Annotated in this window: 18 protein-coding genes; 8 read left to right on the forward strand and 10 right to left on the reverse strand. The window is 64.6% G+C overall.

Translation table 11 applies throughout. From position 1 onward, the window contains the following. Positions 1-12: 12 nt before the first annotated feature. Positions 13-729 carry a hypothetical protein gene (locus ACYQ0L_RS14510; protein WP_459790076.1) on the reverse strand — a complete coding sequence of 239 codons (717 nt, stop codon included), beginning with the start codon at positions 727-729 and terminating at the stop codon, positions 13-15. A gap of 154 nt (positions 730-883) precedes the next feature. Here ACYQ0L_RS14510 and flaF point away from each other — a divergent pair, with 154 nt between their 5' ends. Then, entirely contained in the window at positions 884-1246 is a 363-nt protein-coding gene (flaF, locus tag ACYQ0L_RS14515; protein ID WP_459790077.1) for a flagellar biosynthesis regulator FlaF, read from the forward strand. Between the two features lie 153 nt (positions 1247-1399). Here flaF and ACYQ0L_RS14520 read toward each other — a convergent pair whose 3' ends face one another. Together ACYQ0L_RS14520 and ACYQ0L_RS14525 are read right to left on the reverse strand one after the other, a co-directional pair. Further along, a complete protein-coding gene (locus ACYQ0L_RS14520) occupies positions 1400-2743 on the reverse strand; it encodes a methyl-accepting chemotaxis protein (protein WP_459790078.1) in 1344 nt (447 codons plus the stop codon). Positions 2744-3072: 329 nt separating this feature from the next. Next, the gene (locus ACYQ0L_RS14525; protein WP_459790079.1) at positions 3073-4986 is read right to left on the reverse strand and encodes a methyl-accepting chemotaxis protein; all 1914 of its coding nucleotides are present in this window, start codon (positions 4984-4986) and stop codon (positions 3073-3075) included. A gap of 270 nt (positions 4987-5256) precedes the next feature. On the opposite strand from ACYQ0L_RS14525, the gene ACYQ0L_RS14530 reads away from it, so the two are divergent. Beyond that, complete coding sequence (locus ACYQ0L_RS14530) at positions 5257-6570, forward strand: alginate export family protein (RefSeq protein ID WP_459790081.1); 1314 nt, start codon at positions 5257-5259, stop codon at positions 6568-6570. Between the two features lie 55 nt (positions 6571-6625). On the opposite strand, the gene ACYQ0L_RS14535 is transcribed toward ACYQ0L_RS14530, so the two are convergent. The 4 genes from ACYQ0L_RS14535 to ACYQ0L_RS14550 form a co-directional block, all read right to left on the reverse strand. Continuing rightward, a complete protein-coding gene (locus ACYQ0L_RS14535; RefSeq protein ID WP_459790082.1) occupies positions 6626-7234 on the reverse strand; it encodes a response regulator transcription factor in 609 nt (202 codons plus the stop codon). 45 nt (positions 7235-7279) lie between these two features. Next, positions 7280-8440 carry an EAL domain-containing protein gene (locus ACYQ0L_RS14540; RefSeq protein WP_459790083.1) on the reverse strand — a complete coding sequence of 387 codons (1161 nt, stop codon included), beginning with the start codon at positions 8438-8440 and terminating at the stop codon, positions 7280-7282. Further along, positions 8433-10709, reverse strand: coding sequence for a sensor histidine kinase (locus tag ACYQ0L_RS14545; protein WP_459790084.1), 2277 nt, complete (start codon positions 10707-10709; stop codon positions 8433-8435). Before ACYQ0L_RS14545 ends, ACYQ0L_RS14540 begins: the two co-directional genes overlap by 8 nt. A 68-nt stretch (positions 10710-10777) precedes the next feature. Then, positions 10778-11320, reverse strand: coding sequence for a response regulator (locus tag ACYQ0L_RS14550; RefSeq protein WP_459790085.1), 543 nt, complete (start codon positions 11318-11320; stop codon positions 10778-10780). Positions 11321-11508: 188 nt separating this feature from the next. Here ACYQ0L_RS14550 and ACYQ0L_RS14555 point away from each other — a divergent pair, with 188 nt between their 5' ends. Next, positions 11509-12789: a sensor domain-containing diguanylate cyclase gene (locus ACYQ0L_RS14555; RefSeq protein WP_459790086.1), complete on the forward strand. Its 1281-nt coding sequence runs from the start codon at positions 11509-11511 to the stop codon at positions 12787-12789. A gap of 19 nt (positions 12790-12808) precedes the next feature. On the opposite strand, the gene fghA is transcribed toward ACYQ0L_RS14555, so the two are convergent. From fghA to ACYQ0L_RS14570, 3 genes are read right to left on the reverse strand one after another with little or no spacing between them, the layout of a single operon-like run. Next, entirely contained in the window at positions 12809-13648 is an 840-nt protein-coding gene (fghA, locus tag ACYQ0L_RS14560; RefSeq protein ID WP_459790087.1) for an S-formylglutathione hydrolase, read from the reverse strand. A 1-nt stretch (position 13649) separates the two neighbouring features. Continuing rightward, the gene (locus tag ACYQ0L_RS14565; protein WP_459790089.1) at positions 13650-14021 is read right to left on the reverse strand and encodes a cupin domain-containing protein; all 372 of its coding nucleotides are present in this window, start codon (positions 14019-14021) and stop codon (positions 13650-13652) included. Then, complete coding sequence (locus ACYQ0L_RS14570) at positions 14021-15130, reverse strand: S-(hydroxymethyl)glutathione dehydrogenase/class III alcohol dehydrogenase (RefSeq protein WP_459790090.1); 1110 nt, start codon at positions 15128-15130, stop codon at positions 14021-14023. The genes ACYQ0L_RS14565 and ACYQ0L_RS14570 overlap by 1 nt, the downstream gene beginning before the upstream one ends. Before the next feature lie 102 nt (positions 15131-15232). Here ACYQ0L_RS14570 and ACYQ0L_RS14575 point away from each other — a divergent pair, with 102 nt between their 5' ends. The 5 genes from ACYQ0L_RS14575 to ACYQ0L_RS14595 all read left to right on the forward strand — a co-directional run bounded on the left by ACYQ0L_RS14575 (position 15233) and on the right by ACYQ0L_RS14595 (position 19464). Continuing rightward, entirely contained in the window at positions 15233-15841 is a 609-nt protein-coding gene (locus ACYQ0L_RS14575) for a flavin reductase family protein (protein WP_459790091.1), read from the forward strand. A gap of 80 nt (positions 15842-15921) precedes the next feature. Further along, a complete protein-coding gene (locus ACYQ0L_RS14580; RefSeq protein WP_459790164.1) occupies positions 15922-16911 on the forward strand; it encodes an ArsR/SmtB family transcription factor in 990 nt (329 codons plus the stop codon). Next, positions 16908-17879 (forward strand): methylenetetrahydrofolate reductase [NAD(P)H], encoded by a 972-nt coding sequence (metF, locus tag ACYQ0L_RS14585; protein WP_459790092.1) that lies wholly within the window; start codon positions 16908-16910, stop codon positions 17877-17879. Before ACYQ0L_RS14580 ends, metF begins: the two co-directional genes overlap by 4 nt. After that, positions 17876-18937, forward strand: coding sequence for a homocysteine S-methyltransferase family protein (locus ACYQ0L_RS14590; RefSeq protein WP_459790093.1), 1062 nt, complete (start codon positions 17876-17878; stop codon positions 18935-18937). Before metF ends, ACYQ0L_RS14590 begins: the two co-directional genes overlap by 4 nt. Continuing rightward, complete coding sequence (locus ACYQ0L_RS14595; RefSeq protein WP_459790094.1) at positions 18934-19464, forward strand: GNAT family N-acetyltransferase; 531 nt, start codon at positions 18934-18936, stop codon at positions 19462-19464. Before ACYQ0L_RS14590 ends, ACYQ0L_RS14595 begins: the two co-directional genes overlap by 4 nt. The last annotated feature ends 3 nt before the right edge of the window (positions 19465-19467 follow it).

Raw genomic sequence — 19467 nt, forward strand, 5'->3', positions numbered from 1 at the left:
GGTCGGTGTTTTTTATACCGCCGGCGGGCGGGGGCGCCCGCGCGGCCCCTCGACGATGTCCAGATAATTGAGCAGTTCCTGCTTGCTCATCGCGGCTATCGTCGCGCTGTCGTGGAACCGGGCCAGCCGATAGGCGAGCTCGGCCGCCCAGTCGGCGTCCACGTCGAACAGCGCGCAGAACCCGCCGATCGTGGGCAGGCAGGTGTAGGCGAGGGCGGTCCCTTCATCCCACAGCTCCTGCGTGAAATCCTCCATCGCGGTCAGCACGCCGTTGCGCAGGCCGCCCTTGAAGGCCGCCCGTTCGACGGATTCTCCGTGCACCTGGCAGGTTTCGGAGCAGTGCCGCCAAGCGGCCGGAACTTCAGGCGTGTCGCGGTAGTGATCGCGGCGGGCGATCGCGCCTTCGAGCTGCGGTCGCAGCACCAGGATGGGTTTCTCTTGCATCTTGCACACGGCGCGGATGCCATGCAGCAGGCGATAGGTGTGATAGTAGGTCGAAACGGCTGGCATGATCCAGGCGCACGATCCCCCGCTGACCGGGAAGGCCGATACGCCGCAGGTGCAATCGGCGATCTCGATCTTGCCGCCATCCTTGGCGAACTGGGAGAGAGCATCCTCGGTAAACGGATCCAGCTTGCCGATGGCATAGACCGTGTCCACCCTGGCCGTATTGATCGTCTCGCTGATCGCAAGCCGCAATCCCGCGAGAGGGTGGGTCGGCAGATCCATGAAAAGTCCTCTCTATCGTGCGAACGGCTCGCACCTTTCGATTATAGAGGGATTGCAGCGGATTACGGCGGCGACCGCCGGGAAAATAGGCCCATCGGATCACGGACAAACGCGTTTCCTCTAGAATAGGAGAAGACCGCCAGAGGAGTTTTTCATGTCGCTTGCCGCTTACCAGAGTGTTCGCCGGCTCTCCGAAGCGCCCCGCGATACCGAGCATCGCTTGATGGGGCAGATCACCGGAGAGATGATCAGTGCCCGCGATGCGCGCAGGGAAGGGGCCGCACTGGCCGAAACGCTGCATCGCAATCGGGAAATGTGGAACCTGTTCTCCGCCGATTGCGGGTCTCCCGGCAACGAACTTCCCTCCCAGCTGCGCGCCTCGATCATCTCGCTCGCGCTGTGGATCGATCGCTATTCGAGCGAAGTCATCGCCGGGCGCGAGAGCATCGACGACCTGATCGAGGTCAATCGTTCCGTGATGGAAGGGCTCGCCGCGCACCGCGTCGCAAGCGCCTGACCGCCGCACAGCAGGACAATCGGGGGGAGCGACAGGCTGGCTGTCGCTCCCCCCTTTTTTGTGCATTGCGCCGGGCGGGCAGGGAAACGAAAACGGGCCGCCGCTTCCCTCGAAGCGACGGCCCGTCTCGCCCGATCTTACCGAGCAGCTGGCCTAGAAATCGTTCCAGTCGTCCGCGCTGTTGTGCGTTTTGCCGTTGCCCGGCAGGGCGGCGACAGGTGATACGTAGCTGTTCGCAGGCTTGCCTGCCGGGGCCGGAAGCGACCGGGCCTTCGATGCCGGCGCGGTGACCGTCGGTCTAGGATTGCCGGAAACCGCCTTGCCGGTCTGGAACAGCGCCGCACGTTCGGACAATGCGCCGACCTCGCTCAGCAGGTTGCGTGCGGCAGCGGAGGTTTCCTCGACCATCGCCGCGTTCTGCTGCGTGGACTGGTCCATGCTGGAAATCGCGGAGCTGATCTCGGTCACCGAGGAAGACTGCGTCTGGTTGTCGGCGGCCATCGTGCCGAGCAGCGTGTGGACTTCGCTGACGCCTTCGGTGATTTCCTCGAGCGCGCCGTCCACCCGCTCCACCGCGCTCACCGCAGTGCCGATGTCGGTCTGGGTGACGGTCAGCTGGTCGCGGGCGAGCTGCGCCTCTTCCTCGGCACGCATGGCGAGCGCACTGACGAGGTCGGCGACGACCGCGAAGCCACGGCCCGCCTCACCGGCGCGGCCCGCTTCGACGGCGGCGTTCATGGCGAGAACGCGGGTCTGGAAGGCGATCTTGTCGAGCCCTTCGATGACCGCGTCGATACCCTTGGCGCTTTCGCTCACGCGGCCCATTGCCTGAACCGCTTCGTTCGCGATGGAGCGTCCGCCCCTGACCACGGAGATCGCGGAATCGGCGCGTTCGACGGTCTTCTGGCCCGATCCTGCAGTCGCCCTCAGGCGCTCGTCGATCTGGGCGAGCGAGGCCGAGGTTTCCTCGAGGCTGGCGGCGTTGCTTTCCGTGCGGCGGGCAAGATCTTCCGATGCCTGCGCGATTTCGCGCGAGCCGGTGCCGATCGCTTCGGCACTGTCGGCAACTGCGGAGATCATCTCGCGCAAGCGGGCCGCAGCTTCGTTGAAATTGGTCTTGAGCTCTTCGTATTCGGCCGGGAAGTGCGCATTCACTTCGGACGTCAGGTCGCCTTCGGACAGCTTGGCCAGATGGGCGGCGAGGACGCGCACGACCTCGGCCTGCTCGTCGGCCTGCCGCTTCTGCTGGACGGCGGCATCGCGGAAGGTGAACATTGCGCGCGTAAGGCGGCCGACGCAGTCCTGGTACTCGACGAACTCGATCGGGGAGTCGAGGTCACCCGCAGCGAGGCCTTCCATGCGGACCACTGTGGCCACGTAGGGATCGGCGATGCTGGTGCGATAGATCGCCCCCAGGACCGCCGCGAGGAGAGTGGCTGCCGCTCCGGCAACCATGGTGATGACGTCGCCCATGATGACGCCGACGATGGCTACCATCGCTGTCAGCGCCGTAAGAGAACCGAATGCCACGAGCAGTTTTAACCTGATCGGCGCAATTGTCCTGAACCAGTGCATAGAGAAACCTCATCTTGTTGGGCCACGTATTCCAGCGACCTTTTTATACTGCTCTCTCCTGGAAACATTATAGAGGAACGCCGTCGATGGAGATGGCGGTTGGGTATAAATGGAGGGTATTACGTAGTTTTACGGAGTGCTCTTCGGTCAGGATAGTGACGAAATTGCTGGGTTTCGTACTGCTGATCGATAGCGGCGGGCGCCGTCAGGCCGGGTACCTGGGGCAGTGGCCGGCCTGACGGGACGAGAGTCTAGAAGTCGTTCCAGTCTTCGGCCGAAGCGTTGCCCGCTCCGTTCGAGGCCAGGGGCGCGACCGGCGAAACATAAGCTTCCTTGCGGTTGTTGGCCGGCGAGGCAGCAACCGGTTTCGGCGCAGTGACCTTGGCGGGCGCGTTGCCCGGCTTCGGCAGTGCGGTCGGACTATTGCCGGTCTTGAACATCGATGCCCGCTCGGAGAGTGCGGAGACTTCGTTCATCAGGCTGCGTGCAGCGGCAGAGGTTTCCTCGACCATCGCCGCGTTCTGCTGCGTGGACTGGTCCATGTTCGAGATCGCGGAGCTGATCTCGCTGACCGAAGCCGACTGGGTCTGGTTGTCGGCAGCCATTTCGCCGAGCAGGTGGTGCACCTCGCCCACGCCGTCGGTGATCTCGGCCAGCGCACCGTCGACCCGCTCCACCGCGCTCACCGCAGTGCCGATGTCGGTCTGGGTGACGGTCAGCTGGTCGCGGGCGAGCTGCGCCTCTTCCTCGGCACGCATGGCAAGCGCGCTGACGAGGTCGGCGACGACCGCGAAGCCACGGCCTGCCTCACCGGCGCGGCCCGCTTCGACGGCGGCGTTCATGGCGAGCACGCGGGTCTGGAAGGCGATCTTGTCGAGCCCTTCGATGACTGCGTCGATGCCCTTGGCGCTTTCGCTCACACGGCCCATGGCCTTCACCGCATCGTCGGCGATCGAACGCCCTTCCTTGACGGTGGTGATCGCGGAATCGGCGCGGGCAACGGTCTGCTGGCCCGATTTGGCCGAAGTCCTGAGCCGCTCGTCGATCTGGGCGAGCGAGGCCGAGGTTTCCTCGAGGCTGGCGGCGTTGCTTTCGGTCCGGCGGGCAAGATCTTCCGATGCCTGGGCGATCTGCTGCGAACCCGTGCCGATCGCATCGGTGCTGGCACCGACGGCCGAGATCATCTCGCGGAGGCGTGCCACGGCTTCGTTGAAGTTGGTCTTCAGCTCGGCATAGGCGGGTGGGAAGTCGGCCTTCACCTCGCTGGTGAGATCGCCTTCGGAAAGCGACGTCAGGCCATTGCTGAGCGCGGTGGTCACCACGCGTTGTTCTTCGGCTTCGCGAATGGCGTTTTCGGCGCGCTGTGCGGCGGCCAGGCGGAAGCTGTCGACAGCCTTGGCGATCTGGCCGACTTCGTCCTCGCGATCGGTCGACGGCACGGGGAGGTCGGCGCCACTGGACAGACGCTGCGTCGTGTCTGCCAGCGAGGCGAGGGGCCTGGCGACGCTCTTATTGAGGCCGAAGTAGATGGCAGCGAGCGCACCGATCCCGAACAGGGAAATCAGGATCGACAGGATTTCCATACGGCTGCCGAATGCGCTTGCGTCTTCGAAGGCAGCCTGCCGCGTCTGCACCACTTCGCTCACCAGCGCTTCGACAGCTGCGATGGCGGCGTGCGAGGCCTCCTTGGCGTCGGTGCGCAGGAACTGGACGGCCTCTTCGCGCGTCTGGGTGCTGCTGATCGCGACGAGTTCATCGTTGGTCGCCTCGAGCCCGGCCACCGCGCTTTCGAGCGCGGCGTAATCGCGAGCGACCCCGGAACCTTCACGTTCCGACAGTTCCGCCGCTTCCGCATATTCTTCCATCGCGGCATGAAGCTGGTCGTGCGCCTTGACCATACGCTCTTCGGTATTGACGCGATCCTCTTCACTGATCCGGTTGACGTGGGCGAAGACGAGGATGCGGTACTGCTTGATCTGGTCCTGCACCTTCGCGAGGGCGGTGATCGCGTTCAGGCCGCGCTTGTTGGACTGTTCCGCGTAAGTGGTGGCGGATTTTTCGGCGATATACGAGATCGTGGCCATTGCTGCGAAGGCGATGAACAGAGCGCCAAAGGCGATCAGCATCTTTCGCGACAGTGGCCAGTCGTTGAGGCGACTCAGCATTTAGACACTCCATAACTGGTTGAAACGGGCGGAACAGATTGTGCGCCCATTATAGAATGTTTGGAGCGGCGGTGGCCGGGCGGGGGGAAATTGTGCCCCGGAGCGCGCCCGCGATGAACAGCGGCCCTTTTCGCGAAGAAAATGCGCTCGCCGCGCGCCCGGCACCTTCGGCTCTTCCTATAAAGCGAGGACGATTTCCAGTTGGAGAAGATTATGACTTTTGGCGCCACTTCCGGTTGCCGGGCCTCGCTTGTCGCTTTGGCGGCGCTGTTGGCATTTCCCGTGCCGGCGCTGGCCGCCGACGAGTCCGAAAAGGATGACGGTTTCTCGATCGAAGGCAGCGTGCGTGCGCGGGTCGAACGGATCGAAAACGAGTTCCGCCCGGGCAAGCTTCCCGATGAAACGATCTGGTCCAGCCGCGCGCTGGTGAAAGCCGAATATGCCGCCGGAAATATTCGTTTCGTCGGCGAACTCCAGGATGCGCGGGCCTACGGAATCGATCCGGGCTCGGCCGCGGGCACGTCCACGGTGAACGTGATCGAGCCGATCCAGGCCTATGTCGCGATCGATTCCGGCGAGATGGCAGGCGGCCTCAAGGGCGGTCTGCAGGCGGGCCGCTTCACGATGAAGCATGGTTCGGGGCGTCTCGTGGGCAAGGTCGGCTTCTCGAACGTGACGAACTCCTTCACCGGCGCGAAGCTCGATCTGCAGGGCGAGCGCGGTGACAAGCTGAGCGCCTTCTGGACCATGCCGCAGGAGCGCCGCCCGGGCGATGCCGCATCCATCCGCGACAACGAGTTCGAACTCGACCGCGAAGGAACCGACCTGCAGCTGTTCGGTACCCACTACCAGACCAAGCTCAGCGGGCTGGGGGCGACCCTCGAACTCTACGGCTACGGGCTGCTCGAAGACGATCGCGACGATCGCGCAACGCGCAACCGGCAGCTTTACACCCCGGGTCTGCGTCTGGTGCGCAAGCCCAAGGATGGGGCGTTCGATTTCGATTTCGAGGCTGCCTATCAGCTGGGCACGATCCGCACGAGCAAGGCGGCAACCGCCGCGCGGCAGGACGTTTCGGCCTGGATGCTGCACGGCGAAGTCGGCCGTTCGCTGGGTGGCCCGGCGGGTCTGCGCGTCGCGGCGATGTTCGACGCTGCCTCGGGCGATCGCGATGGCGGGAACTACACGTGCTTCGACTCTCTTTTCGGCGCACGTCGCGGCACCTTCGGATCGACCGCCAATTACGGTCCGCTGTCCTTCGCCAACATTCTCTCGCCGGGGCTGCGCCTCGAGGCAGAGCCCAGCAAGCGCGTCGACGGCAGTCTCTCCGCCCGGCTCGCATGGCTTGAGACGGCCGGCGATTCCTTCGCGAAAACGGGCGTGGCGGATCCGGCGGGCAGTGCGGGCCGCTTTGCCGGTACCCAGATCGAAGCCTCGATGGGCTACTGGATCGTGCCGAAGACCGTCCGCTTCGGCCTGGGCGGCGCCTATCTGAGCAAGGGGCGCTTCCTCGAACAGGCTGCGAACGCTCCCGATACGGGCGATACGCGCTACATCTTTTCGGATGTGACGGTCAGCTTCTGATCATCGCAAGCCCGAAATTGGGTCACGCGGTTTTCCCTGTGCCGCGTGGCCCTTTTCAGGCTTCGACCAAGCCGGCCGCGAAAGCCACGCGCAGCGCTTCGGAGAGGCTTTGCACCTCCAGCTTGTCCATCATCTTTCCACGATAGACCTCGACCGTGCGCGGGCTGATGTCGAGTTCGTAGCCGATGATCTTGTTCGACTTCCCCTCGATCAGCCCTTCGAGCACGTCGCGCTCGCGCGCCGAGAGGCGCGACAGCTTGTCGCGTGCCTGTTCGGTGCGGGCGATGACCTGCTCGGTCTCCTCGAGGGTTTCGAACGCGAGGTCGATCGTTTTCAGCAGCGCCCGTGGCTCGCACGGCTTTTCCAGAAAGTCGGTCGCGCCGGCCTTCATGGCCTGCACCGCCAGCTGCGTGTCACCCGCTCCGGTGATGACGATCGGCAGCAGTTCGGGCCGGTCGCGGATGGCGCCAAGAACGTCCAGCCCGCTCGCCCCGGGCATGTTCATGTCGAGCAGGATGACGGATGGCTGCAGCCCTTCGCACTCGGCGATGAAATCGTCGCCGGAGGCAAACGATCGCAGCATCGTGTCGGGATAGATGGAGAGCAGCGAATAGAGCTCTGACCGAATGATCGGGTCGTCGTCGACTATGTAGATGTTACGCATAAAAGGGCTCGACTTCATAATGTCGGTTCTGGTTCACGGCATCACTCAGCGTCCGGGCGACGCAGTCCTCGGCGATCTCGAAAGGCTTGCGGCCTCGCACGGGCGTTCCCAAAAATAGCCTTGTCCCTGTTGTGCGCCCAGCGAGGCAGCGTAATCGAAATGTTCGATCGTCTCTATGCCCTCGATGGTTGAGGCAATGCCGCGTTCCTCGCAATAGCGGATCACCTCCTTGAGCAGTCCCGGGGGCTCGCGCCCTTCGAAGCACTTCCAGAAAATCTCCTTGTCGATCTTCAGTTCGTGCAGCGGCAAATCGAAGAGCCGTTCCAGGCTGGTCGTTCCGCGGCCGAAATCGTCGATCGAGATGCCGCAGCCGCGCATGGCGAGACGGCAGGCCGCCGTTGCCACGGCATCGAACGAGTGGCCTGTGGGCTGTTCGGTTATCTCGATCATGAGCGAGGCTGCGGGCATTCGCCAGCGATCGAGGGCATCGAACACCATCTCGGGAAACCCGGAAGAGCAGAGAATGGCAGGCGGGCAGTTGATCGACATCCGGGCTGGCGTGCCGACGCGGCGGAGCTGCGATCCGAACTGCAAGGCGTCGTCCAGCACCGCCCGCGTCAGCGCGAGCTGCGTCTCCTGTTCCACGCCCTCGCCGAACATCGTTTCCGGACTGATGGGCTCGCCATTCAGCGCGACCCGCAACAGCGCCTCGTAGCCGGTGATCGTCCGGTCAGAGAGCCTGCGCTTGGACTGGAACACGGTTCGGGTCTCGTGTTCGATCCCGTCGAGGCGCCCGATCGGCGTATCCGGACTGCTTGCCACGGTTCGTTTCGGCGTCGCGAACGCGTCGACCAGGGCCAGCAGCGAGCGGATCGAATAGGGCTTCTCCAGCGATCCCAGAACCGGCAGGCCGACGTCCCGCGCATAGCGGACCGCGATCTGGATGATCCTGTGTTCCTGCCCGCTGGCCACGATGAGATGCGGCTGGTGGTCCGCCTCGGCAAGCCGTCTGATGACCTGAAAACCGTCCATATCTGGCAAGCCCAGATCGAGAAGGAGAATATCCGGATCGCGGTTGGCGGGGCGTGTCGGGCGATCGGCAGAGGTCGACCATGTGCAATCATATCCGGCCGCGAGCAGTGCCCCGTAAAGTTCGGAGCAGACTTCCTCGTCGTCGTCTATGATATGCACACAGGGCCTAGGCATCCGCCGTTTCCCCTTCGCTGCCGAGGGAGGGCGAGACCGGGGGCAGGAGAACGAATGCCGGGAAGTCGATGGTGAGGATCGCGCCTCTCTCGGGTGACTGGCGCGATCTGATGTCGATCTTCCCGCCGATTTCCATGACGATCTGGCGGGAGATGTAGAGCCCCAGGCCGGTGCCGCGATCCGAATCCTTCGTCGTGATAAAGGCATCGAACGCGGTTTCGGGGTGGCTGAGCGAAAGGCCCACGCCATTGTCGACGATGCTGATCTGCAGCCCGCCGTCGGCCAGGGCGACCGCGAGCTCGAGCTCGCCGGTCAGTTTCCGGCCTTCGATCTCGCGCCGCATCGATATCGAATCGACCGAGTTCTGGATCGCGTTCACCAGCACCTGTTCGAGCCCGACCCGCGGCGCGAGAAGGCGAAGCGGCGCGCCTTCGGGCATGGTGATCTGCACGGTCACATCGTTCTGGATCAGCAGGGGCCGCATGAAGGAAAGGGTCGCGCTGATCACATCGGCCAGGTCCAGCGGTTCGGGATCGCTGTCTTCGATCCGCGCATAGCGGGAAATGCGGGCGATGATGTCGCGGGCACGGTGCACCTGTTCGCTGATCCGGTCCATTTTTCCCCGCGCGCGGGTCACACCGTCCGCGGTTTCCTGGTCGAGCAGCAGGCGCCCATTCTCGGCGCACAGCGAAATCGTGAAGAGCGGCTGCTTGAGCTCGTGGCTGAGGGCCGACGCCATGCCGCCCAGCTCGACCAGCCGCGCCTGCTGCAGCATCCGGTTCTGGGCCAGCTTCGACTGGCGCAACCGCACCAGCCATCCCGAGCGCCAGTTGCCCGGCGCAAGCAGATCCCGGGCGACGAGCAGATACCAGTCGCTCGTATCCTCGCCCGCCATGCGGAACTCGAGGAAGACCTCGGACTCGTGGCGCATTTCGCTGAAGACCTTGCAGTCGTTGGGATGCACCTGCTTTGTGCGTCCCTGGGCCACCCGATCCATGCTGATGTCCTGGAAGCGCAGCGTGCCCGTCGCCGGGTCGAATCTGATATTCGCGGCGAGGCTGAGGTCCATCTCCTTCTTGAGTTCGTCGACCGCCCCGGCAATCCGCTCGCGCTCCTTGACCAGTCCGGCAAAACTGTTGTTGGCCGCAACGATCGCAGCGATCGGCTGTTCGAATTCGTCGAATGCCAGTCTTCCGGGAGCGGCCAGGCCGGGGCGACCGAAACCCTCGGCGACCTCTTTCCACGCCCGCAGCGATCGCGTCATTGCCCGCGTGAGGGACAGCTGGAGCAAGATGGCAAGGGCGAGGATCAGCCCCGGACCGATCATCTTTAGCAACACGCCGCGATAGGCTTGCTCGGCGAGTGGCTGGGTCGAATACAGATAGTAGAACGTCTGGCCTGCCAGCTGGATATCCGCCAGCTGACATGCCGTGACCCAGTAGACGAAGGTGTTGCGATCGTTCGGGCCCGTCACCTGCGATCCGTCGTCGATCCTCTCGCAGCCGAACTGGGCCATGGCGGCAGGCGTGCGCAGGCTGGCCTCCTCGTCCGTGATCAGCACTTTTTGATGCGCAATGCCTGAATTCTGCAGATCGGCCAGTCCCTGGAAGGGTTCCGCGTAATACAGCCCGCGGCCGATCCGCATCTCCACCCGAAGCGCCGTATCGGCTTGGAAGCTTGCGAAAGCCTGTGGGAAGCTGCGCACGCCGTCCACGAACAGAACCACTGCTGACGTGAGCACGATGAGCGTGATCGAGGCAGGCAGCAGTTCGGTCAGGCTGACCGTACGCAGGCGCGAGATCCGGCCAGCACGCAGGTCAATCGCCAGCAGCGACACGATCAGATCGACCAGCGCCGCCATCACCACCTCGTTGAGGAGCTTTCGGATGATGGCGAGCGCGATGATCGTCCCGGACGCGCTGTAGTAGAAGTGCAGGAAGAGATAGGCCGACCCTGCGCCGATCGTGAGGCAGAAAACGATCGTCGCGATGGCCAGCGAGCGGCCTGCGAAGCGGACCCGGTCGATGAAAAGGACCTGGGCGAGCGCCATGGCCAGCGTAAAGGCATGCCCCCACCACAGGTACGACGCCCCCATGGTGAGCAGCACCATGGGAATGGCCAGCCTGAGACCGCCCAGCCGGTAGGCGAGGAGGTAGAAGAACGGCCCGAGATACATCTCGAAGCCGGGGGCGATCACGATCCGGAAAGAGCTGGCGAAAACCGCGACGGCCACGAATACGAACCCCAGAGCCCAGCCCGATGCCGTCATGCGCGCAAGCGGTTCCCGCCCGGCCGCCGGGTCGGGCAAGTTGGGAAAGCGGGACAGAGGTCTGTCCATCAGGTTACGGTGTCTTGGTTCAGCAAGGGCAACAGCACATCGACATCCACGGGTTTGAAAAGGAGCGGGATATTTTGCTTCGCGATTTCGCGCTGCACCTGTTCGGTCAGATCGATATGCCCCGTCATCAGGATCGATCGTACCACCTTCGGCCGCAATTCAACATCCGACCTGATCTCGCGCAGCAGGTTCAGCCCGCTGCCTTCCCCCAGCCGAAGATCGGTGAGCACGGTGAGCGGAAGCGATGCATTCCTGACCGTATCCAGTCCGTCCGCCACTGTCGCCGCTCCGCAGACATCGAAACCGCGCAGCTCGAGCATTTCGACCAGTTCCTCCCGGACGTCGGCTTCATCTTCGACAACCAAGATCATTATCGAGCAATTTCCGTCACTTGCAATCATCAGTATTCTGCCCGGTGAAAACTGCCAATCCGTTAATGATTGCCGGTCACCTTGCCCGGTCAGATTCCCGGCTGGCAACCCCCTCGATGCTCGCCGCGGTATGTTGCCGGGGCTGCGGGTGATTTCTTTTAGAAGCGGCATGAAGCCGGCACCTTGTGCGGCCGCCTCCAGCCCCGGGCTTCGCACACCGGTCGTCCCCACCCGCGCACGGCCCCGCGGCGTTGACGGCGTGGCGTTCCTCTCATCCTGCAATTGTTGCAAATTCTCCGCTGGTTAAGCGATGTTTTACGTTTCCTATCTAGCAACCGGCCTAGAAGAGGGGGGCGTCCATGCTGTCACATTCGGTACTCGAGGGGCGGGCGGGCCTGAAGCTGGTCACCATGCTTCAGGGTGGTCTGCGCACCGCGCTGGTCATCGCGATGGCGGCGTGCCTCGGGTCGCTGGCCCTGCCGGCCGAATTGCGGATCGGGGCGCTGGCTGTCGGCGGCCTCCTGATGGGCCTCGCGATCATTGCGAGCTTCGTCAGCGATCGGGTGAAGGACTTGCAGGTCGCCCATTACAAGCGGCACGTCGAATCGATCAACGAAACGCAGGACCAGATCGAGGAATTGTTCTCGATGACGGACACGCTGCAGTCGGCGGACAGCAATTCCGATGCGGCGCAGGTGCTACGCGCCACCAGCCGCAAGCTGCTGCCCGGCTGCGGTGTCGCGCTGTATGTATTCAACAATTCGCGCGACCGGCTCGACCTTGTCGACTGCTGGGACATGCCCGAAAGCTACATGCCGACCGAAAGCCTCGTGCCCGCGAACTGCTGGGCACTGAAGCGCGGAAAGGACCATTTCAACAATCCGCTCGAACAATCCTTGTGCTGTTCGCACTACATCGGCGATGTCGCCAGCATCGAAGTGCCGATGATGGCGCGCGGCCAGGTGTTCGGCCTGCTCGTTCTGGGCGATCGCGGTGGCAAGTGCGACAATCTGGACCGGGCGCAGCGGATCGCCCGCGCTCTGGCCGATTCGACCTCGCTTGCGCTGTCCAACATCTCGCTGCGCGAGCAGCTGCGCACCCAGTCGCTGCGCGATCCGATGACCGGTCTCTACAATCGTCGCTACATGGAAGACACGCTCGACCGCTTCATTGCGCTGTCGCATCGCCAGCACCAGTCCACTTCGGTGCTGATGATCGATCTCGACAACTTCAAGCATCTCAACGACGAGCATGGGCATGCCAAGGGCGACGCGGTGCTCAAGGAGGTCGCCGCCAATGTGGTCGGCGCGCTGCGCCCGTCGGATGTCGTATGCCGCTACGGCGGCGAAGAGCTGCTGGTAATCCTGCCTGACTGCGGGCTCGACGATGCGATCATGCGGGCCGAGCAGGTGCGCATGCGGGTCGAAGGGCTGTCCGAACCGCATGGCTGCCATATCACCGCCTCGATCGGCGTCGCCTCGTTGCCGGAAACGGGCAAGTCCTCGGCAGACCTGCTCGCCGCATCGGACGCCGCGCTCTACGAAGCCAAGGGCGCGGGCAAGAACCAGGTCCATGCCGCGCCGAGGCTGACGAAGAAAAAGGCGGTCGAAACGCCGAGCCCGCGGCTCGTCGCGACCTGATCCCTCAGGCGCTGATCATTCAGGCGTTGAGCCGCTTTGCGTGCCATTCCACATGCTCGGCCAGGAAGGTCGAGATGAAATAATAGCTGTGATCGTAACCCTTGCGCATGTTCAGCGAGAGGGGGATCCCCGCCTCGCGGCACGCCGCTTCGAGGAGCGCGGGTTTGAGCTGGTCTTCGAGGAACTGGTCGCCCGTTCCCTGATCCACCAGCAGCGCGTCGGCGCGTGCACCGTCTTCGATCAGGGCGCAGGCATCGTATTGGCGCCACGCCGAGCGATCATCGCCAAGATATCCCGACAGCGCCTTTTCACCCCACGGGCAGTTCAGCGGGCTGGCGATCGGCGCGAAGGCGCTGATCGAACGGAAGGTGTCGGGATTGCGCAGCCCGATGGTGAGCGCGCCGTGGCCGCCCATCGAGTGCCCGGTGATCCCCTGCCGGTCCATGTCGACCGGGAAGTTTGTCGCGATCAGCTGCGGCAGCTCTTTCTCGATATAGCTGCGCATCGTGAAATGCGGGGTCCACGGCGCCTGCGTGGCATCGACATAGAAGCCTGCGCCCTGGCCCATGTCGTAGCTATCGTCATCGGCGACGCCCTCGCCGCGTGGGGACGTGTCGGGCGCGACGAACACGATTCCCGCCTTTGCGCAGGCCGCACGATATTCGCCCTTCTCGGTCACGTTGGCGTGGGTGCAGGTGAGGCCGGAAAGATACCACAGCACCGGCAGCTTCGCGCCGTCCTCGTGCTCGGGCACGAAGACCGAGAAGGTCATGTCCGTGCCGGTGGCCTCGCTCGCATGGCGATAGACGCCCTGCGTGCCGCCATGGCTGCGGTTCTCGCTGACGGTCTGTGTCGTCATCCTATATCTCCAGAGGATTGAACGCGGTGGCCGGATCGCCGGTATTGGGCGTGTCTGCCGGATCGATGATGATCAGCTTGGTTTCGCCTTCCGGCGCGCTCGGGAAGTGTTCGACGCCGCGCGGCACCACGATGAGCTCTCCGGGGCCGAGCGTTTCAACCCGGTCGCGAAACTCCATGCGCAGGGTCCCTTCGATCACGATGAACAATTCGTCGGAATCGGAATGGCTGTGCCACTGGAAATCGCCCGATCCCTTGGCCAGCCGGATTTCGTTATCGTTGTACCGACCCGCGATGCGCGGGGCCCAGTGGTCGTCGAACCTGGCGAATTTCTCCGCCAGGTTGACCTTGGTGGGGGTGCCGGCGGTCTCCATCAGTCGTAGACCACCACCGAACGAATGCTTTCGCCCGCGTGCATCAGGTCGAAGCCTTTGTTGATCTCTTCCAGCTTGAGCACGTGGGTGATCATCGGGTCGATCTGGATCTTGCCGTCCATGTACCAGTCGACGATCTTGGGCACGTCGGTCCGGCCCTTGGCACCGCCGAAGGCGCTGCCGCGCCAGTTGCGGCCCGTCACCAGCTGGAATGGGCGCGTCTCGATCGTCTTGCCTGCTTCGGCCACACCGATGACGATGCTGGTGCCCCAGCCCTTGTGGCAACATTCGAGCGCCTGGCGCATGACGTCCGTATTGCCGGTGCAATCGAACGAATAATCCGCCCCGCCGTCGAGCATCTGGACGAGGTGGGCGACGATATCGTCGACGTCCTTCGGATTGACGAAATCGGTCATCCCGAAATGTTCGGCGTAGGATCGCTTCTCGGGGTTGATATCGACGCCCACGATCCGGTCTGCGCCCGCCATGCGTGCGCCCTGGATCACATTGAGCCCGATCCCGCCGAGGCCAAAGACGACCACGTTGTCGCCCGGACGCACATCGGCGGTGTTGACCACCGCGCCGACGCCCGTGGTCACCCCGCAGCCGACATAGCAGGTGGTGTGGAACGGCGCGTCGTCGCGGATCTTTGCGACCGCGATTTCGGGCAGGACGGTGTAGTTCGAGAAGGTGGAGCAGCCCATGTAGTGGTAGATCGGCTTGCCCTTGTAGGAAAAGCGCGTCGTCCCGTCCGGCATCAGGCCCTTGCCCTGCGTCTCGCGGATCGCGCTGCACAGGTTGGTCTTGCCCGAAAGGCACATTTTGCACTGGCGGCATTCGGGCGTGTAGAGCGGGATCACGTGATCGCCTTCCTTCACGCTCGTCACGCCCGCACCGACCTCGCGCACGATACCTGCGCCTTCATGGCCTAGCACGCTGGGGAACAAGCCCTCGCTGTCGAGCCCGTCGAGCGTGTAGGCATCGGTATGGCAGATGCCCGTCGCCTTCAGCTCGATCAGCACTTCGCCCGGCTTGGGGCCTTCGAGATCGAGCTCGACGATTTCGAGCGGCTGCTTGGCTTCGAAGGCGACGGCGGCGCGGGTTTTCATGGGGAATTCTCCTTCTCGCGGGGGATCTGTCAGCAGGGCAACGCGCCTGATCGGGCAAACGTGCCTTGCGCATGTTCGCGTGCCTGCCTAGTCGCTTGACCCGTGATCGATCAATCCGCCTTTCGCGATGCGCTCGGCACCTTCGTGACAGGCGTGACCATCGTCACCGCCTACGACGGCGAAGGGCAGCCCTCCGGTCTGACCGCCAACAGCTTCAACTCGGTCTCGCTCGACCCGCCGATGGTGTTGTGGAGCCTCTCGCTCGGCAGCCGCAACCTGCCGGTGTTCCGGGAGGCGAGCGCGTGGGCGGTCCACATCCTCGCGGCCGACCAGCAGGACCTGTCCAACCGCTTCGCCAGCCGCGGGGCCGACAAGTTCGGCGATCTCGACCATGGCGACGGGCCCGAAGGGGCACCCAGGATCGAAGGATGTGCGGCGCGTTTCGGCTGCACCGCCAAGTTCGAATACGAAGGCGGTGACCACGCGATCTTCCTTGGCGAGGTGGTCGATTTCGAGCGCACGGTTGCCGAGCCGCTGATCTATCACAGCGGGCGCTATGGCCGGGTCATGCCCGAAGGCGACCGGGCGAGCGATGCGCAGAAGGAGCGGCTGCTGGCCGACGGACTGATCGTGCACACGCAGACCGGCTGGCAGCTGACCGAGGCGGGCAACGCCCAGCTCGCGCTGTTGCGCCAGATCGAGGGCGGCTGATCCTCGCCTCGTCGCCCTGGTGGCGCTGCATGTCCTCGGGGGACTTGTAGATATAAGAATATCTTTATATGCCGGTCGCCATGCGGACCGAAGCCATCCTGCGCGCGCTCGGCGACACCACCCGGCTGCGGATCATGCGGCTGCTGGGCACGATGGAGCTTGCGGTCGGGGAACTGTCGCAGGTGCTCCAGCAAAGCCAGCCGCGCGTTTCGCGCCATGCCTCGATCCTGTGCGACGCGGGCCTCGCCACGCGGCGGCGCGAGGGGAGCTGGATCTATCTGCGCGCAGCGTCCGGGAGCGTGGAGGGTTCTCCGCTGACCGCGGCCGTCGCCCGCTTCCTGTCGACCGCCGAGCGCGAGGACGCGGTATTCGCCGCGCAGTGCGAGGAGGATCGCCAGCAGCTCGCCGCGATCCGCGAAGCGCGCGAAGACAAGGCCGCGCAATGGTTCGAGGCGCATGCCGACGAATGGGACGATCTGCGCCGCCGGCACAGCCCCGATGCGCAGGTCGAAGCCGCCCTTCGCACCGCGCTTGGCGGGGAGCCGCTGGGCCAGCTGCTCGACATCGGTACCGGCACGGGCCGGATGGCCGAGCTGTTCGGTGAGGACGCGGGGCGGGTCGTTGCGCTCGACAAGAGCCTCGAAATGCTGCGGGTCGCGCGTGCCAGGCTCCAGAACCTGCCGGCCGAGCAGGTCGAGCTGGTGCAGGGCGATTTTCTCTCGCTTCCTTTCGACAGCGAGAGTTTCGACACGGTGCTGCTGCACCAGGTGCTTCACTACACGGTCGATCCGCTCGTGCCCCTGCGCGAGGCCGCCCGCGTGCTGCGCACCGGCGGGCGGATCGCGATCGTCGATTTCGCCGCACACCAGCAGGAAGAACTGCGCGAACGCTTCCAGCACGCGCGCCTCGGCTTCGAAGAGCAGCACCTGCTCGACGCGCTGGAGCAGGCCGGTTTCGAGACGCAGCCACCCGTCGCGCTCGAAGGAGAGGCGCTGGTGGTCAAGATCTGGGTCGCACGGCGCAGGGCCGGACTGCGATCGACCGCAAAGACGAGAAAGGCGGCACCATGACTGCCCAGGCCAATACCCATGACGAGAACGGCCTCGCCGCGAACCGCGAGCGCGCCCGCGCCAAGTACGATCCGCTGTTCAGCGGGCTGCCCGGCGATATCGACGTCAGCTTCGAATTCTTCCCGCCCAAGACCGAGAAGATGGAGCAGTCTTTGTGGAACGCGGTGCAGGAATTGAAGCCGCTCAATCCGCATTTCGTCTCGGTCACCTATGGCGCGGGCGGCTCCACGCGGGAGCGGACGCACAAGACGGTCGCGCGGATCATCGCCGAGGCCGGGCTGCCGGCGGCAGCGCACCTCACCTGCGTCGATGCCTCGAAAAAGGAAACGCAGAAGGTCGCCGAGCAATACTGGGAAGCGGGCGTCCGGCATATCGTAGCGCTGCGCGGCGACATGCCGCAGGAAGACGGCTCGCTCGGGCCGTTCAAGCCGCACCCGGAAGGATACAACAGCGCGGAAGAGCTGGTCCACGGCCTGAAGGAAGTCGCGGACTTCGAAATCTCGGTCAGCGCCTATCCCGAATGCCACCCGGATGCTCGAAGCCCGCAGGACGAGATCGACTATCTCAAACGCAAGATCGACGCCGGCGCGAGCCGGGCGATCACGCAGTTCTTCTTCTCGCCCGATACCTTCTTCGACTTCCTCGACAAGACCGACCGGGCGGGGATCGACGTGCCGATCGTGCCCGGCATCCTGCCGATCACCAATGTCGCGAAGGCGCGCCAGTTCGCCGGGCAGTGCGGGGCCGAAATCCCGGCCTGGATGGACGACCTGTTCGAAGGGCTGGACGAGCGGCCCGATGCGCGCAAGCTCGTTGCCGCGACCGTTGCCGCCGAAATGTGCCGCCGCCTCTATGCGGGCGGCATCCGGCATTATCACTTCTACACGCTCAACCGCGCCGACCTCGCCTATGCCATCTGCCACCTGCTGGGGATGCGGCCGAACGGTGCCAGGGAGTCCGCAGCATGACGGAACGACAATCACCGGCGCAGGCGCTGCGCGCAGCCGCTGCCGAGCGCGTCCTCGTATTCGACGGCGGCTACGGCACCGGCATCCAGAACCGCAAGCTGTCCGAAGCGGACTATGCCGGCGATCTTGGCCTCGATGCCGATCAGAAGGGCAATAACGACCTGCTCAACCTGACACGGCCCGATGTCATCCGCGACATCCACGCCGAATATCTGGCGGCGGGCGCGGACATGGTGGAGACCAACACCTTCAGTTCGACCAGCATCGCGCTCGCCGACTACAAGGCCGAACATCTGGTGCGCGAGGTGAACCTTGCCGGCGCGAAGATCGCGCGCGAAGCGGCCGAAGCGGCGCAGGCGAAGGACGGCCGCCGCCGCTTCGTTGCGGGCGCGATCGGGCCGACCAACAAGACGCTCTCGCTCAGCCCCGATGTCGAGGACCCGGGCTTTCGCGAGGTCGATTTCGACCAGATGCTGGCCGTCTACCGCGAACAGTGCGACGCGCTGATCGAGGGCGGGGTGGACTTCATTTTGATCGAGACGATCTTCGACACGCTCAACGCCAAGGTCGCCGGGATGGCGGCGCAGCAGGCGGCCGAGGCGGCGGGGCGCGACGTGCCGATCATGCTCAGCTTCACGATCACCGACAATTCGGGGCGCAACCTGTCGGGCCACACGGTCGAGGCGTTCTGGCATGCGGTGCGCCACCTCCAGCCGATCGCGGTCGGCGTGAACTGTTCCTTCGGCGCGGACAAGCTGCGCCCGCATCTTGCCGCGCTCGCCCGGCAGGCGGACACGCTGATCCTCGCCTATCCGAACGCCGGCCTGCCGAACGACCTTGGCGAATACGACCAGGAAGCGGACGAGACGGCGGAGCTGGTCGGGGTCTGGTTCAAGGAAAGCCTCGTGAATATCGTGGGCGGCTGCTGCGGCACCACGCCCGCGCATATCGCGGCGATCGCTCAGGCGGCGAAGGATGCCGACCCCCGCGCCATTCCCGAGGTGGAGCGTAAGACGCGCCTTGCCGGGCTCGAACCCTTCACCATGGCGGCTGCGTGACCGACACGACTTCTTCCGGCACTGCGGTGGTGCGCGAAGCCACGAGCGGGGATGTGGATCGGCTCTCGCTTGTCGCCAGCGCGACCTTTCTCGAAACCTTCGCCGGGATGATCTCCGGCGAGGCGCTGGTGGCGCATTGCACCAAGCGTCATGCGCCCGACTATCTGGCGCGGCTCCTCGGTGAAGGTGCACGGGCGTGGCTCGCGGAAGTCGACAACGCGCCCGTGGGCTACGCGCTGCTGACCGCGCCCGAACTCGACGCCGCGCAGGACGGCGATGTCGAGCTCAAGAAAATCTACCTCCTGTCGCGCTTCCACGGGTCGGGCATTGCCGCCCGCCTGTTCGACGCGGTAATCGCCGCAGCGCGCGGTCACGCGCGTCTGCTGCTGGGCGTCAAGGACGACAACCGCCGCGCCATCGCCTTCTATACCAAGCAGGGGTTCCACCAAATCGGCACGCGCCGGTTCGATGTCGGCGGCACGCTGTACGACGACGTGGTCCTCGCCCTCGACCTCAAGCAGACCTGACCC

The organism is Alteriqipengyuania triglochinis (genome assembly GCF_054655655.1).